General features: G+C 64.7%; 11 protein-coding genes and 1 pseudogene. 3 read left to right on the top strand and 9 right to left on the bottom strand.

Annotation, left to right across the window (positions count from 1 at the left end):
• Positions 1-1,200: 1,200 nt before the first annotated feature.
• From fni to MESAU_RS27775, 8 genes and pseudogenes are all read right to left on the bottom strand, one after another.
• Positions 1,201-2,250: a type 2 isopentenyl-diphosphate Delta-isomerase gene (gene fni, locus MESAU_RS27815; protein WP_013533385.1), complete on the bottom strand. Its 1,050-nt coding sequence runs from the start codon at positions 2,248-2,250 to the stop codon at positions 1,201-1,203.
• A gap of 84 nt (positions 2,251-2,334) precedes the next feature.
• Positions 2,335-3,237 carry a terpene synthase family protein gene (locus MESAU_RS27810; protein WP_013533384.1) on the bottom strand — a complete coding sequence of 301 codons (903 nt, stop codon included), beginning with the start codon at positions 3,235-3,237 and terminating at the stop codon, positions 2,335-2,337.
• Positions 3,234-4,784 carry a hypothetical protein gene (locus MESAU_RS27805; RefSeq protein ID WP_013533383.1) on the bottom strand — a complete coding sequence of 517 codons (1,551 nt, stop codon included), beginning with the start codon at positions 4,782-4,784 and terminating at the stop codon, positions 3,234-3,236. The genes MESAU_RS27810 and MESAU_RS27805 overlap by 4 nt, the downstream gene beginning before the upstream one ends.
• 296 nt (positions 4,785-5,080) lie before the next feature.
• Positions 5,081-6,079, bottom strand: coding sequence for a polyprenyl synthetase family protein (locus MESAU_RS27795; RefSeq protein WP_013533382.1), 999 nt, complete (start codon positions 6,077-6,079; stop codon positions 5,081-5,083).
• 151 nt (positions 6,080-6,230) lie between these two features.
• Entirely contained in the window at positions 6,231-7,574 is a 1,344-nt protein-coding gene (locus tag MESAU_RS27790) for a cytochrome P450 (protein WP_041163922.1), read from the bottom strand.
• Positions 7,575-7,582: 8 nt separating this feature from the next.
• Positions 7,583-8,418, bottom strand: a pseudogene (locus MESAU_RS27785) (SDR family oxidoreductase).
• Positions 8,405-8,710: a ferredoxin gene (locus MESAU_RS27780; protein ID WP_013897112.1), complete on the bottom strand. Its 306-nt coding sequence runs from the start codon at positions 8,708-8,710 to the stop codon at positions 8,405-8,407. The pseudogene MESAU_RS27785 and the gene MESAU_RS27780 overlap by 14 nt, the downstream one beginning before the upstream one ends.
• A 1-nt stretch (position 8,711) precedes the next feature.
• Positions 8,712-10,004 (bottom strand): cytochrome P450, encoded by a 1,293-nt coding sequence (locus MESAU_RS27775; RefSeq protein WP_013533380.1) that lies wholly within the window; start codon positions 10,002-10,004, stop codon positions 8,712-8,714.
• An 80-nt stretch (positions 10,005-10,084) separates the two neighbouring features.
• On the opposite strand from MESAU_RS27775, the gene MESAU_RS31690 reads away from it, so the two are divergent.
• The 3 genes from MESAU_RS31690 (at position 10,085) to MESAU_RS32435 (ending at position 12,011) form a co-directional block, all read left to right on the top strand.
• Positions 10,085-10,285: a hypothetical protein gene (locus MESAU_RS31690; protein ID WP_174361973.1), complete on the top strand. Its 201-nt coding sequence runs from the start codon at positions 10,085-10,087 to the stop codon at positions 10,283-10,285.
• Between the two features lie 696 nt (positions 10,286-10,981).
• Positions 10,982-11,194: a cold-shock protein gene (locus MESAU_RS27765; RefSeq protein ID WP_008874821.1), complete on the top strand. Its 213-nt coding sequence runs from the start codon at positions 10,982-10,984 to the stop codon at positions 11,192-11,194.
• Between the two features lie 331 nt (positions 11,195-11,525).
• Entirely contained in the window at positions 11,526-12,011 is a 486-nt protein-coding gene (locus tag MESAU_RS32435) for a prephenate dehydratase domain-containing protein (protein ID WP_081285659.1), read from the top strand.
• 655 nt (positions 12,012-12,666) lie between these two features.
• On the opposite strand, the gene hemN is transcribed toward MESAU_RS32435, so the two are convergent.
• A complete protein-coding gene (gene hemN, locus MESAU_RS27755; protein WP_013533378.1) occupies positions 12,667-14,022 on the bottom strand; it encodes an oxygen-independent coproporphyrinogen III oxidase in 1,356 nt (451 codons plus the stop codon).
• Between the last annotated feature and the right edge of the window lie 121 nt (positions 14,023-14,143).

Raw genomic sequence — 14,143 nt, 5'->3', positions numbered from 1 at the left:
GAAGACGGCGGGTCAGATGGCGTCGAGTCGATGGGCAAAACGTCAAAACGCACTTCGACCGCGTAGCTTCGCGCGTGTGGGTGGTGCCGGCGCAGGAGGCTAAGGATAAAGCGATGCGTCACCTACAATGTCTGGAAGCCCTGTCTTAGGATTGTTCCACTGTAGCCTCGAGATTGGCCAAGTGGTGTTATTCTTCGTGGATGAAATATGATCAGCATGAGCGTTCTGCCAATGCCCGCTGCGGCCCTCATCATCCAATCCCGCCTTATTCATGCGCCCGCGATGCCAACGATGCACTGTCATATCCTGAATGCGTGATCTTCAAGTCCTGAGTGCATGACCAAGCGTAAATCGGGCTACCTAGCCACAATCCGTCGGGAGCATCGAAGCTGATCTTGCTAACCTAGACAGCACTCGTGGCCATCACCGGCTGGCGGCATCCAAAGGGGGCGAGGGGGCCCGTGTCTGCTTGCCAATCTCGCCGGCTCAGATCGCGCTTTTTTATCGGCGGCGGGCTCGGAAGCGTCAGTACAACCGAGAACTTCGTTCGAGCCATCACCATTCAATGTCTGAATGCGCCGCCCACGCGTGCGTCGCTTGACAGGAAATCGTCGTCAGAATGCGGCCAAAGCAAACGTCCAAAATTCGCAATTCAATTGGAAGGAGCGTTGTTCCGGCCTGCCTTCTCTTGGGTCCCATCGCGTTGGCCTTAGGACTGCTGCTGCTGCTAACTGCCTAGAAAGGGGCAATGAATGCTCGCCCGCTGCTTCAGGATTTTCGTCGCCGAGAGTTCGCGTTCGCAATCATGCTTCCGCGTCGCTCGCCACTTCTCAGCGGAAAAAGCTCTTGCCGGAGCCAATCTCCGTTCGGGCCGATCGCAGTTTGCGCCGCCACCGCGCTGAATGAACCGACAGGGCAGGGCGGCGAAGATTACCCGGCCCGTTCCTGCGACGCGGCTGCTTCCGCCGTGTCTTAAGTTGGATGTGCACGTATTCGCGCTTCATTGACCATCAGCGGATTGGGCGCAGTGGATGATCGGCTGGAACGAAATCCTCCAACCGCTTCATCGTGAACAGCTACTCCATCACACATCGCTCCGGGCGCATCGAACCGCCTCGCCAAGGTGGATCAGTGGTCTACTTTGGCGTAGGTATTTCAGCAGCCTTCTGGGCGCCCCGCCGCTACGTGCGGACGCCCGCATCAACCGGCGGGCAGATGCGCCGAGGGCAACAAGCGCGCCTGACGTAATGCCGCCAGATCGGCCGAGCCGGTGCAGAAGCAGGCGACGGCCAACTGGCGGATGACGATCTCGAAATGCGCGACAACTGCCTCGGTGGACACCGTCGCCGCGCGCAGCACGCCGGCCGCCTGCCCAGCGATGTCCGCGCCCAGGCGAATGGCCTTGGCCACGTCGACGCCGTCGCGGATTCCGCCCGACGCGATCAGCTTCACCGTTGGCAGCGCCCGACGTACCGCCTGCACGCCGGCCGGGGTCGGAATCCCCCAATCGGCGAAGGCCAGCGCCACTGCACGGTCGGCGGCATCGCGGGCGCGCTCGCCCTCCACCGCGGCCCAACAGGTGCCGCCGGCGCCTGCGACATCGATCACCGCCACGCCCGCCTCGACGAGCACACAGGCCACAGAGGTGGACAGGCCCGACCCCACTTCCTTGGCCACGATCGGCACGCCCACGCAGCGCGCGGCGCGAGCGATCTGCGCCATGACGCCGCGCCAGTCGCTGTCGCCGTCCGGCTGTACCGCTTCCTGCAGCGGATTGAGATGGACGATGAGTCCATCGGCCTCCAGCGCATCAACTGCCCGCCGCGCCAGGTCCAGGCCGTCGGCCTCGCGCAGTTGCGCGGCGCCGATATTGGCCAGCAAGGGAATGTCTGGGGCCAGGCGGCGCAGCGCGCGCGTTAGCCCCTGGGAGCTGCGGGATTGCAGGCTCACGCGCTGCGAACCGACGCACATGGCGATCCCCAAGGATTGCGCTGCCTCGCTCAAATGCCGGTTGATGGCCTCGGCGCGTGGCATGCCGCCGGTCATGGAGCTGATCAGCAGCGGCGCGCGCATGGTCTTGCCCAGCAGCGAGGCGCGCAGGTCGATCTGCGTCAGGTCCAACTCGGGCAATGCGCAGTGTTCGAAACGGATGGACTCCCAGCCGGCGGCGACCCTGGCCGGCGCCGTTCGCCGATCCAGCACGATGTCCAGATGATCGTCCTTGCGCCGGCTCAGGGCGGTGTCGGTCATGCTCGCTCCATCCGTCGCATCGTGCGACGGCATTGCGTCGGATCGGACCGACGGCAGCGCGCGCACGCGCCGCGTCCCGCGCGTTCAGGCAGGCGCACGCTGGCCTCCCCTCGAAGCGTCGCTGCGGTAGCGGCTGGTCGAGGTCTGGTAGTACTGCGCGCGTATGGCCGCCATGGCCTCGATCAACGGTCCCCACGGCGCGGGAAAGCGTTCTTCCGCCATCACCCGGTGCAGCATGCGCGTATGGCCGGCCAGCTCGTCTTTGAGGAACTCCATCACAGCCATAGCCGGATAGCGCTCCAGCAACAGGATCGCCGCGTTGTCAGCCTCGCCGGCCGACCTATCCTTGTCGCGTCCATGCAGATCGTTCTGCAGGCGCCCTATCGCGGAGATGAGCCGCAGGACCTGGCGAAACGCCGGTCGCGCGCGCAAGCTCGCCATGTCCAGCCCCCACAGCAACGAAAGGCAAGAGAACACGTTCGCGTAGGCGATCGAATCAATGCCGTTGTGCAGGTACTCGGCGTAGGACCAGCGTTCCGTCGCTGCCGCCTGAGCGTGTCCTGCGCGCAGCGCCGCGCAGTAGCACCGGGTATCGTCGAGAAGCTGAGCATAGTCGCGACGATCGTAGGCGAGCGCGGCCAGCGAAGCACGCAGCACAACGCAGCCCTCGAATCCGGGGAGCACGCACGGCACGCCGTGCCCCAGCGCCTGCTCCACCGCGGCGAGCTGCTCCGGCGCGATCAGGCCAAGGTCGTTGCAATCGTCGAGCCAGAACAGCAGCGCCAGTTCGCGATAGAACGCCAGGATCAGCATTTCGTCCTGCGGATCGCGGCCGGTGCGGGCGCTGGTCTCACGCAGGCTCGGATGGATGCGCTGCAGGATGTACTGGCCGCCCCTGACCGCTTCCATCGCATGCTCGTCGGCGAACCCGGTCAGGGAACGCCCCCACTCCAGCACCTGCTGCAGCGCGCGTTCGGTCTGGATCATGGAGGCGCTCCTGCTCCCTCGGCCAGGACGCGCCGCCCCCAATGAAGCGCCAGCCACAACCCGGCGAGTTCGGCCACGCGCACGACCCGGATGGGGCAATACAGTTCCTTGCCGATCCACAGCGGCGTCTGCGGTAATGCATGCGCCGCATAGCGGGCGAGCATCCACTCCAGCGCACGCCCCACCGCCTGCGCGATGCGCCGGCGCTCTGTCGGTTCTTCGCTCCCGTCCATCACGTGCAACGCGAACAGCGCATAGGCGGTTTCCTCGAATGTGCACGCGCGACCGGCGCCCCAGCCGCCGTCGTCACGCTGCGCCTGCAGCAGCGCCGCTAGCGCGCGCTCGTCGCGCCACTGGGGCTTGCCTTGCGCCAGCGCAGCGACCGCATGCGCGGTGGGATACAGCCACGAAACGTGCCATTTTTCGTTGTCCCATAGACCGTGTGGGTTGCGATTGGCCTCGACGTAGGCGCCGGTGCCGGCGTCGGGCTTTTCCAATAGTCGCAACGCATGCAGGGCATGTATGTTGGTCGACACTGAGGCATTGCGCTCTCCGGGAAAGGTGACGAACAGCTCGCCGATTTCGAAATGGCGCAACGCATCGACCGCCGGGTCGCGGCCTGCAAGGCGCAGGACGCACAACGCAACGGCGGTGTCGTCCGCATCGGCCGCGAAGTGCAAGGCCGGGCCCAGACCGCGCACGCCCAGGCGGGCGTCGAGCTGCGCGACGATCACGCGCATCGCCTCGGCGAGCGCGGGATGCGCGAACAGCCCGGCCAGATGCAGGGTATACAGCGACCAGCATGGCTCAAACACATTGATCGGCCAGACGCTGGGAACGACACCTTCGATGCAGCTGCGCGTCGCCCGCGATGCCGCCTGCAGATACGCGTCGGCGCACCCGACCTGCGGCCTGCTCCCTTGTGCCACGGCGTGCGCACGCCACGCGGCGGTGGCCGCCGGACTGATGCCGATGCTGCCGTCTTCATCTGGGCATGCGGTGGTCAGCGACGTCCCCCAGGCTTCCCAGGAGTGCAGCAATGGATGGCCGCTCGGCAACGTCGCCCCCGCCCCCAGCTTGACCAGGCAGGCTTGCCGCAACGGCAACAGCGCCGGGTGGCGCGGAAACGCCACGCTGCCCAGCAAGGATGCGGCCTCGCCGCACAACTGCGGCAGGATCAGCTCCGCGCCGATCGGCGCGTCTTCCGGCACCGCATGCGCGTAGGGATCCGGCTGGCGCTCGAGGAACCGGGTTGCAGCCTGGACTGCGTCGGCAGCGTCGGGAAGAGGCTCAGCGCGCTGCAATGCCAGCAACGCCGCCCACGTGGGCGCATGGCGAAACAGCGGGAAGTCCGCGCTTCCCCATCCGCCGTCGGCCTGTTGCTGCGCGATCAGCCAGGCGTATGCGTCCTGCCGACCGGTGACGTTGCCGTGGAACTGCAGCGCTCGCGCCGTGTCGTAGACGGACGGACCGACGCTGCCGCCGTCGCTCATCTCGCTCAGCAGGTGGCGCAATTCGGAAAGGATCTGTTCGGACAGCGCGTTCACGCGGGATGTTCCTTCTGCAGAAGGGTTGACGAACGATCGGGCAGACGCCGCGCACGTCGCCGCAGGCCCGTCGCGGCCAGGCGCGTGGGCAGCGCCGGATGGCCGCCCTGCTCCGGCGCGGCGACGCGCGGCTGGCGTCGGTTCGCCCAATAGGCTAGCGCAGCGCGCCGCGTGCCACGGCCGTGCTGGGCAACCGCTGCGATCGGCGCCGCGGGATCTCGGACAGAGTGCAGCATCCACCGCTACCGCCGGCCGATCGCAGCGGCACAGGGGCGACTCCATGCGGACGGGACGCCTCATGCGCATGGCGCGTGCTTTAACAGATACGCGGTGGCCCGCTGCAGCATCTGCGCCAACGGTTCCGCACGCGGCCCCAGCGGGGCGATGGCCTCCCCGGCGTCGCGCAACAGATCCAGCGCAAACTGGCGCGCTGCTTGCAGCCCCATGATCGACGCGCAGGTCGGCTTCTGCGCCGCCGCGTCCTTGCCGGGGGTCTTGCCCAGCGCCGCGGCATCCGCTGTCGCGTCGAGAATGTCGTCAACCACCTGCAGCGCCAGGCCGAAACAGGCGCTGTAGCGATCGAGCGCACTGTACAGCGCGGCGTGCGCGGCATCCTCCGTGATGGCGCATAGCGCGCCCATGCGAACGGACGCGCGCACCAGCGCTCCGCTCTTCATCCGGTGCATCGCCACGATCCTGTCCAGCTCGACATGCTTTCCGACCAGCGACAGATCCTTGGCCTGCCCGCCTGCGGCACCCTCGGCGGACACCGCCTGCGCCAATTCGCGCACGAGCGCGATACGGTTGTCGCCCGGCGCATCCAGGCTCGCCAGGGTGAGGAAGGCGTGCGCCTGCAGCGCATCACCGACCAGGATCGCAGTGGCTTCGCCGAACTTGACGTGCACAGTCGGAAGGCCGCGGCGAAGCACGTCGTTGTCCATCGCGGGCAGGTCGTCGTGGACCAGGGTACAGGCGTGGATCATCTCGATGGCGGCGCCGACGTCCTCGAGCACGTGCGCCGGCGTATCGGCCAGTGCGCCGGCAGCCAGACAGAGCAAGGCGCGGGTGCGCTTCCCGCCATGCAAGGTGGCGTAGCGCATCGCCGCCATCAGCTCGGTCTCGCCATCGTCTTCGGCGCACAGAAGACGCGCCAGCGCCTGTTCGACCCCCTTTGCGCCGTCCTGCATCCAGATCTCCGGCAGCAGCCTGCCGGATGCGCCGCGCGCCTGCGCGCCTAATCCCCCGATCGCGGAAACGCCAGTTCGGTCGTCATGTGGCTTGGAACCGGCCTGCATGTTGTTCATGTCCTTGTACCTGACAGGAGACGGCCACGGCGAGCGGCGACCGCCGCGCTGTTGCCGGCGTCGCACCGAGCGCGCGCGCCGAGTGCAGCAATGCTGCGCGTCGCTCGCCGCTGCCTCGCCACACGGGGCATGCGATGCCAGCTCATGAGAATCCGATGCGGATTTTCATGGACGGATTTGCGGTCGGGTAATAGCGCCGGCCTTTTTCGACGTCGCTCAGCAACCGCGGCCGCACCCCGGCCTTGTGCATGGTCAGCGCCAAGGCGATGCAGAACTGCACTAGTTCCAGCCATACCACGTGGTAGCCGATGCAGACGTGTGGGCCGGTACCGAACTGCAGCATGTCCACCGGCCGGATCGGCTCCGTGCGTTGCAGCCATCGCGCCAGGCGGAACTGATCAGGCGCCTCGTGCAGCAGCGCCGAGGTCGAGAAATGCAGCAGCGGGATGCACAGATGGGTACCCGCGGGAATGCGCCATTGGCCGAGTTGCAATTCCTGCAGCGCTTGACGCGGCAGGAGCGTGACCGCCGGATGCAGGCGCAGCGTCTCGCGGAACAGCGCCTCGGCGACCGGACACTGCGCTAGATCCGCGTGCCGGGTCGGCACCGCGCCCACGCGTTGCGCCTCTTCGACCAGGGTGTCCCACAGCACAGGCTGCCGCGCCAGCTCGATCACCATCCAGGCCATCGTCGAGGCGGTGGTCTCGTGACCGCCAAGCAGCAGCAAGCGGATATTGGCGACCAGGACGTCATCGGAGAGCGCATCGTCGCTGCGATCGAAGGCGCTCACCATGTCCTTGATCAACCCGGTGCGCGCGGCATGCGCGCGCGCGTCGCGGACGAACTGGTGCAACTGCGCGTCGATCCAGTCGCGGGCGGCGCGGCCGCGCCGCAAGGGCAGTCCGGGCAGGTCGATCGGGGGCGCGACGATCAACTGCACCAGTTGCCGGTACTTGCGATGCCATCCCGCCAGGTCCTGCGCGGGGATTCCCATGAGGCTGAAGATGAGCTTTAGCATCAGGTCGCCGGTTTCACGCAGGATGGCTACGTCGCCGCGGTCGCGCCACGCCTGCACACGCGCCCGGATGACGGGCTCGAACAGGTCGCCGATGCCGGCCTGGGTCAGCCCCTTGGGCAGGAACGCCGGCTTGATCGCATCGCGCGCCTGCCGGTGCGCGCCGCCGTCCTGGGCGACCATCGTTCCACCAAGCAATTCGGGCGCGATCCCTTCGATCAGCGCCGAGGACACGTCCTTGTGCCGAAGCAGTGCGAACGCGTCCGGATCCATGCAGGTCATCAGGTGTCCGGCAGGGCCGAAATCCAGCCAGAAGTAGCTGCCCAGCGTCCGTTCCGCGCGCCGCAGCAGGCGCGGCAGGTCGCAGATGATGGCGGGAAGATGCCCGACCAAGGGGAAAGCGCCGGGCACGACCGGGATGTCGTGCCGCAGCCGGTGGCGACGGTTCAGCGGGTTGAGCAGCATGTCCATCAGCTCCATCAGCAGCGCGGCGCCGCGGCCGCTTCGGCGGTGTCGCCGGCAGGCCGCGCGGCGCGGCTGTTGCCACCGTTCGCGTACGTCCGCACATGCGCCAGCATGCCGCCGTCGATGCACACGACCTGGCCGGTGATGAACGCAGCATCGTCGGAGAGCAGGAACGCTACCAGCGCGGCCACGTCCTCGGGGCGGCCGACGCGCGGCAGCTGGTGCCGGCGCAGATGCCGTTGCATGCACTCGTCCAGCTTGGCGAGGAGACGCTCGGTCATGATCAGACCCGGCGCAACCGCGTTGCAGCGGATCTGCTCATCACCGTACTGGGTGGCGAGCGAGGCCGTCAGGGTGTTCATCGCCGCCTTCGATGCGGGGTAGGACGTCTGGGCGGGGTCACCGCTGAGCCCTGGCACGACGACATGTTGACGATCGCGCCACCGCCGCGGGCAATCAGCCGTCGGATGGCGTGCCGCAGCAGAGCAGCATGCCGCGCAGATTGGTCGCCATGGTCTGATCCCAGACCGCCAGGTCCAGGTCGAGCATCGCGCGCTCGTGCGGGGTCAGATGCATAGCTCGCGTTGTTCACCGCAGTCGACCTCACCGAAGTGCCGCTCCGCCGTCTGGAACAGCGCTGCCACCGCCTGCGCATCGGCGATGTCCATGGCCAGGGCCAGCGCGTGGCCCGCTTCGGCCGTGATCTGCGCGGTGCAGGCGATGGTCGCCGAGCCATCAATGTCGGCCACCACCACTCTGCCGCCCTCGGCGCGATGGCGAGGGCGCATGCCTTGCCGATGCCGGCGCTGGCGCCGGTCACCACGGCCACCTTGCCTTCAAACCGTCCCATCGTGTCCTTCTGGATTGCGTTGGTCTTTCGCGGCATGCCGCTCGGGTTCCGCCGGAGAAGGCGCAGCGTCGGCGCTGGCGCGCTCGTCATCGCCAGCGTCGCTTATCACCCGAATGGCGGCGACCGGGCACTGGCTGGCCGCGAGCCGCACGGCGGCGAGCAACGCCTGCGGCACCGTCGCCGCGCACACTTCAGCCACGCCGTCCGGTTCGCGCTGGCGAAAGGTGCCCGGCAGCGTAAGCACGCACTGCCCGGTGGTTCCGCACAGATCCTGGTCGACCACGACGCGCATCTCAGCCCCCCGCCTGCGCATTCAGCCGCACCGGCAGCGCAAGGAACGTCCTAAGGAACGCGGAGGGCTCCCGGGTCGGCTGCTCGGCCAATGCCAGCGTGGGGAAGCGCGCCTGGATCCGCGGCAGGCTCTCGGCCAACTGCATCCGGGCCAGTTGTGCACCGGGGCAGAAGTGGATGCCGTGGCCGAAGCTCAGCATGATCTTCCCGTCGGTCGACATGCCAGGATTGGTGCCGTAGAACCGCGCGGGATCGAAGCGGTCGGGATCGGCGAAGCCGTCCGGGTCGCGATTGCCGGCCGCGATCAGAACGCGAACGTCCGCGTTCTTCGGGATCACCACGCCGCCCAGTTCGATGTCGCGCTGGGCGATACGCGGAGTGGCGCTGAACAGGACGGGCGCGTCGCGGCGCAGGACTTCTTCGACGAATGCCTTCACCTCCACGGCGTCTCCCTGCAGCCAGTGCCGCTGTTCGGGATAAGCCAGCATCGCCAGGACCGCGTGGTCGATGGCCGCAGCAGTGGTGGTGAAGCCGCCCAGCAGCATGCCCCACAGCATGCTGATCAACTCCGCATCCGATAGCGTGTCGGCATCGTCGTCGTGTGCGCCGACCAGCATCGACACGATGTCATGGCGGGGATCGGTGCGCTTGCGCTGTATGAGGTCGCCGAAGTAGGCCTGCACCCTGGCGCTGCCTGCGTCCGCCGCGGCGAGCTGGGGATCGCTGGCGTGCGGGCTCAGGCCTTCCACAATGGCGCCGATGCCGGCGGCGAGCCCGAACATGTCGTCCTGGGGCAGGCCGAACAGTTCGGCGAAGACCAGCATGGGCAAGGCCAGCGCGAATTCCCGATGCAGATCCACCGCCTCCCCGCGCTCCAGCGCGGGCGCCATGCCGTCCAGGCGCGCTGCGACGATGCGCGCGATGCTCGGCCGCAGGTTGTCGATCTGGCGCATGGTGAAATCGCGAGAGATCAGCCGGCGCAGACGCGTATGCGTCGGTGGGTCCTTCATCGCTATCGTGGACGCCATTAGATTGAGCGACAGGCTGGTCGCCGCACGCGGGAAATAGCGCGCCAGTTCGCCAGGCGCCGGTCCCCGAAAGGCATCGCCCGTGGCCGTGAGCGCCCAGTAAATGTCGGCGTGGCGGCTCAACAGAAAGAGGCCCGAGGCCGCGCGATGCACCGGATCGTGCTCGCGCAACCATCGCATAAACGGATACGGGTCGTGGATGCACGCTGGCGACGCCAGTTCGGCGAAGGCGTCCCGGCATGCTGTCTTGGTTTCTTGCACGTCCATCTTGGTTACCTCTTGGCTGGCTGATCTGACCGGCGCGCGCCAGGGTAGTAGGCACTATAGTCATAGGAGGTGAAGGCGTCGTGCGAGCCACCGATCTCGGCCACCGCGCGGTCAAACTCGCCGGCGACGTGATTGGCCGTCGCCTTGATGTCATCGGTAGCCGCCAGAACCGGAGCGGTGCTCACGAAGGCCAGCGCGGTCGCAAAAAGAGCCAGACTGAAGGTTTGCTGACGGCGTCTCTTGTCGTGACCGGCCGATGGGCAAGTTTTGAGGCAAAGTGAGTTGTCCCTTATGTTGAGGGTGCTGCGTGCTCGTCCCTTTAGTGGGAGATAGTGGGGCGGTGGGTAGCCCCGAGCCAGATGAGCCATCAACATGTTTCGAGGCCTGACACGAGCGTCATCTTTGAGCTAATCTGGGAAACGTGAGGCGGTATTTTTTTGGGATCATTGGATGACTCTCCTCGGCCCGTGACGTGTTCGCGATGACCGCGCACGAACCGTGCCAAATGAGAAAACCCCGTTTCGGCGATGTGATTGTCGGACTCAGCTATGTTACGTATCCGACATTGTCGGACATCTTACACCGCCCGAATGGGAAGCCCTCACCGCTTAAAAAGGTGGCTAGGTGAGCTACCCTTCGGAGATGTCGAATATCATGGCGTTAGCGCGCGCCTGTAGTTGCTGGTCGTCCGCGTACGCCTGCTCACATCGGCCGATCGCTGGTCCCCTAACACGACTCCAAACAGCGATAGACGCGGTCTGGAATTTACCGGAGCGTTGCAGGACATGTATTTGCCACTCGGAACGCCAGCGCGGGAGACGCTTCCGCGAGGGGCGGTCATGATGGAGCTTGCGAGCCGATTTGCGATTTGACCGGGGCTTTTGCTGTTTTCGCTTTTGCTGCCCCTAAAATCTCAGATATGAAGCGGACCTGGCCTATGGCCTGCCTACATTGAATGGTTACAAAGGAATACGACTATGGCGACTGGAACGGTGAAGTGGTTCAACAGCACCAAGGGATTCGGTTTTATCCAGCCTGACAACGGAGGTCAGGACGTTTTCGTTCACATTTCCGCTGTCGAACGAGCGGGCCTTTCGACCCTTAATGAGGGCCAGAAGATCAACTACGAGGTCGAACAGGACCGCCGTACCGGCAAGTCCTCCGCAGGCAGTCTCAGCAAAGCTGGCTGATCTTTTTCTGCCTCTGCCCGGCAAGAGCCGGGCAGAAGTGCCACTGACCGCGCCATAGGAGCGGGCAAGAACACGGATCTCCCGCTGACCGGGCTGCGGTTTGCAGGAAGCTGCTAAGTTCTACTGAAACAAGATGTTTGCAAGTGAAGAGGGGCGGGTCCCGGCCTCTTATTTTTTCTGCTGTAGATTCTCACGTAGCAGATGCCGACGGCGACCGCGCGCATCAGAACGAATCTGGACAAATGAGATCAAGCTGCGAGCTTCTTGTGGGTCCGCTCGCTTCACGCGGATCAATGCTATATTTTCGTTCACGAGCCCCGTGCTCTGACGCATTATCGATCGAGCGTGCCGAGGAAATGAACCAGCAATTCAGCCACCTCCAGCGGTCGACATCTCCACGATCAAGCGGGTAGGGTACATTGGCCCTGAGGGGACCTGGACCCATCAAGCCTCGCTGGACCTCTTTGGCGACCAAGTTGAACTCGTTCCGTTCAACGACGGATTGTTCGAAGCATATGAGAATGGCTGCGTCGACGTTGCATGCGTTCCAGCTACGACCTCTCTGGTCGGAACCACTCTCTACCTCGACCAAGTCCTGCGCTTGAGGTCTCCCAGGGTCATCGCCGAGTACCCGAAGGTCTTGAGCTATAGCCTGATGGCCAGCAAGGATGCGAGTTTCTCGATGATCACTAAGGTGCTTGGCCACGCCGTAGCCTTGCAGGAGGTGGCCGGGTGGCTCGACGAGAACATGCCCAATGTCGAGCGAGAGAGCCGTAAGGGAGCGACATCTTTAGTCGCTAAGCCTCGCCCTCGATAGCGGCATTTGGTCCTGCGCTTGGTGCCAAGCTGTACAATCTGCAGATATTGCGAACAGGAATTGAAGAAGGGCTGCATAACGTTAAGCGGTGGTGGGTGCTCGGGGGCAGGGCCACTGAGCCGACAGGATTTGACCGGACGACACTTCACCTCCGCGTTTCAGAGCAAAATCTCAGTTATGAGCGTCCGACATGCGAGCGGCTGGACACCCATCAATATGTCATCGATGTCGCTGGCCATGTTTTGACGCACCCGGCGCTGGCTGCGTTGGCGGATATTGATGGCTTTAGAATTCTCGGGTCCTGCCCACGTTGCCATTAGCTAAGGCTAGGGTAGTTTCTGCCCATAACTCCAAAACTGTTGATCCTCATCACTGATGAGAAGACACGACCGTGCCGCGCGTCCACGAGATCATCGCGCCGACGATCTTGTCGTTTTCGCTCTTGCCTGCGAAAGTAGTATTCATAAGCACAAGACGTCGATCGGCCGGGCATCTCGCAAAACAAGTCACCATCGATGACTGTGTCGCGTTATCGGCGACACGCTCGTCCATTCGGGACCGTCAAACACTTCAATCCGCGCAGGGGGCGCCGTGACCGGGGCCTGCGGCGGTTTTAGGAGCTTGCCGTTCGGCACGAGCTTGTCGCTTTGGCACCTCACGCTGATTGGCTGTGCTGTGGGACAACCCGGTCGAGAAAAGCATCGAATGCGGCAGCAACAGCGCGAACTACGAAACGATGCTCCTGCCGCACCCGGATGAAACCGTTTTCAATGTCCACTATCCCATCCTCAGCCAGCTTCGCCAAGCGTTCGGCAGCCGAATCGAGAAGGCGAGTTGGATCGAATCCACAGGCCGCACAAATTGCCGGCACATCGGCCTGCAAATCGCACATCAGCCGCTCTATGATCACGGCTCGCACGCGGTCATCGTCTGTGAGCCGGTAGCCTTTTGACGTCGCCAAACGGCCAGCTGCTATGTGCCGACTGTAGGACTCACGTGTTACCTCGTTCTGGACGTAACCCTCGCCGACCCGCCCGATAGCCGACGCGCCGAAACCGATCAGGGTTTTGCAGGTGTCGGCCGAGTAACCCAGCGAGTTACGCCGTAGCCGACCACTGGTCTGCGCCAGCGTAAGTTCGTCGTCCGGCAAGGCGAAATGGTCGAGGCCGATCTCTTGGTAGCCGGCGGCGACCAGCGTCTCGGCCACGGCCGCAGCCTGTTCGGCGCGGGCGACGCTGTCCGGCAGCGCAGTCGTCTCGATCAGGCGCTGATTCTTTATCACCGATGGAATGTGCGCGTAGCCGAACACCGCAAGCCGGTTGGGGCGCATGGCGACAGTTGCCGCCGCAGTCTGGACGCAGGACTCTACCGTCTGATTCGGAAGACCGAAAATGAGATCGACGTTGATGCCGCTTACCCCATGCCGGCGCAGCTCTTCGACGGCAGCGGCCGTCTGCGCCTCGCTCTGGACGCGGTTTATCGCTTTTTGAACAATCGGATCAAAGCTCTGCACTCCGAGACTCGCGCGGCTCACATTGGCTGCTCCCATTGCTTCGGCAATCTCGGCCGTGAAGGTGCGCGGGTCAATTTCGACGGCGATTGTCGCGGACTCCCTGAACGCGAAGCGGCGGCGCAGGAGTTGGATCATGGCCAAGAACTCCGCTGCTCCGATCAGGGTCGGGGTTCCACCGCCGAAATGCACGTCGTTCACGACGAGCCCCTGCTGCACTTGCTCCCAGACCAAACGGATCTCGTCACGCAGAACGGCCAGATAATCGAGGATCGGACCCTGATTGCGGGCAATCGTGGTCGGGAAGCCGCAATACCAGCAAATCGATCGGCAGAACGGAATGTGGAGATAGAGAGACACCGGATCGTCAGCCGGCAGACCTCTTAGCCATTCCTGATAGCTTTCGGGCCTGACGGTGGCGGTGAACTCCGGCACAGTCGGATAGATGGTGTACCAAGGCAGGAGAGCCTCGCGATATTCTTTCAGGATAGAGGTCTGCAACAGTTTCCGTCCCAAGCTGAAAAGTTGGTCCTTTTACCGCCGCGGTCTCCTGTGTCCCTGCGCTATGTCAATTCCATTCCGCTTCGCGCATGTAATCACGCCCTGCAAGGAAAAGGCGGGA

It is taken from the genome of Mesorhizobium australicum WSM2073 (genome assembly GCF_000230995.2).
GTDB lineage: Bacteria > Pseudomonadota > Alphaproteobacteria > Rhizobiales > Rhizobiaceae > Mesorhizobium > Mesorhizobium australicum.
The sequence above is the reverse complement of the archived record's forward strand: the minus strand, read 5'-3'. Positions and strand labels throughout refer to the sequence as shown.

Excerpts from the sequence above, each read along its gene's own strand:
- fni (WP_013533385.1), bottom strand. The coding sequence starts at position 2,250 with ATGACCGACACCGCCCTGAGCCGGCGCAAGGACGATCATCTGGACATC.
- MESAU_RS27810 (WP_013533384.1), bottom strand. The coding sequence starts at position 3,237 with ATGATCCAGACCGAACGCGCGCTGCAGCAGGTGCTGGAGTGGGGGCGT.
- MESAU_RS27790 (WP_041163922.1), bottom strand. The coding sequence starts at position 7,574 with ATGGACATGCTGCTCAACCCGCTGAACCGTCGCCACCGGCTGCGGCAC.
- MESAU_RS27775 (WP_013533380.1), bottom strand. The coding sequence starts at position 10,004 with ATGGACGTGCAAGAAACCAAGACAGCATGCCGGGACGCCTTCGCCGAA.
- MESAU_RS27765 (WP_008874821.1), top strand. The coding sequence starts at position 10,982 with ATGGCGACTGGAACGGTGAAGTGGTTCAACAGCACCAAGGGATTCGGT.
- MESAU_RS27780 (WP_013897112.1), bottom strand. The coding sequence starts at position 8,710 with ATGCGCGTCGTGGTCGACCAGGATCTGTGCGGAACCACCGGGCAGTGC.
- MESAU_RS27795 (WP_013533382.1), bottom strand. The coding sequence starts at position 6,079 with ATGCAGGCCGGTTCCAAGCCACATGACGACCGAACTGGCGTTTCCGCG.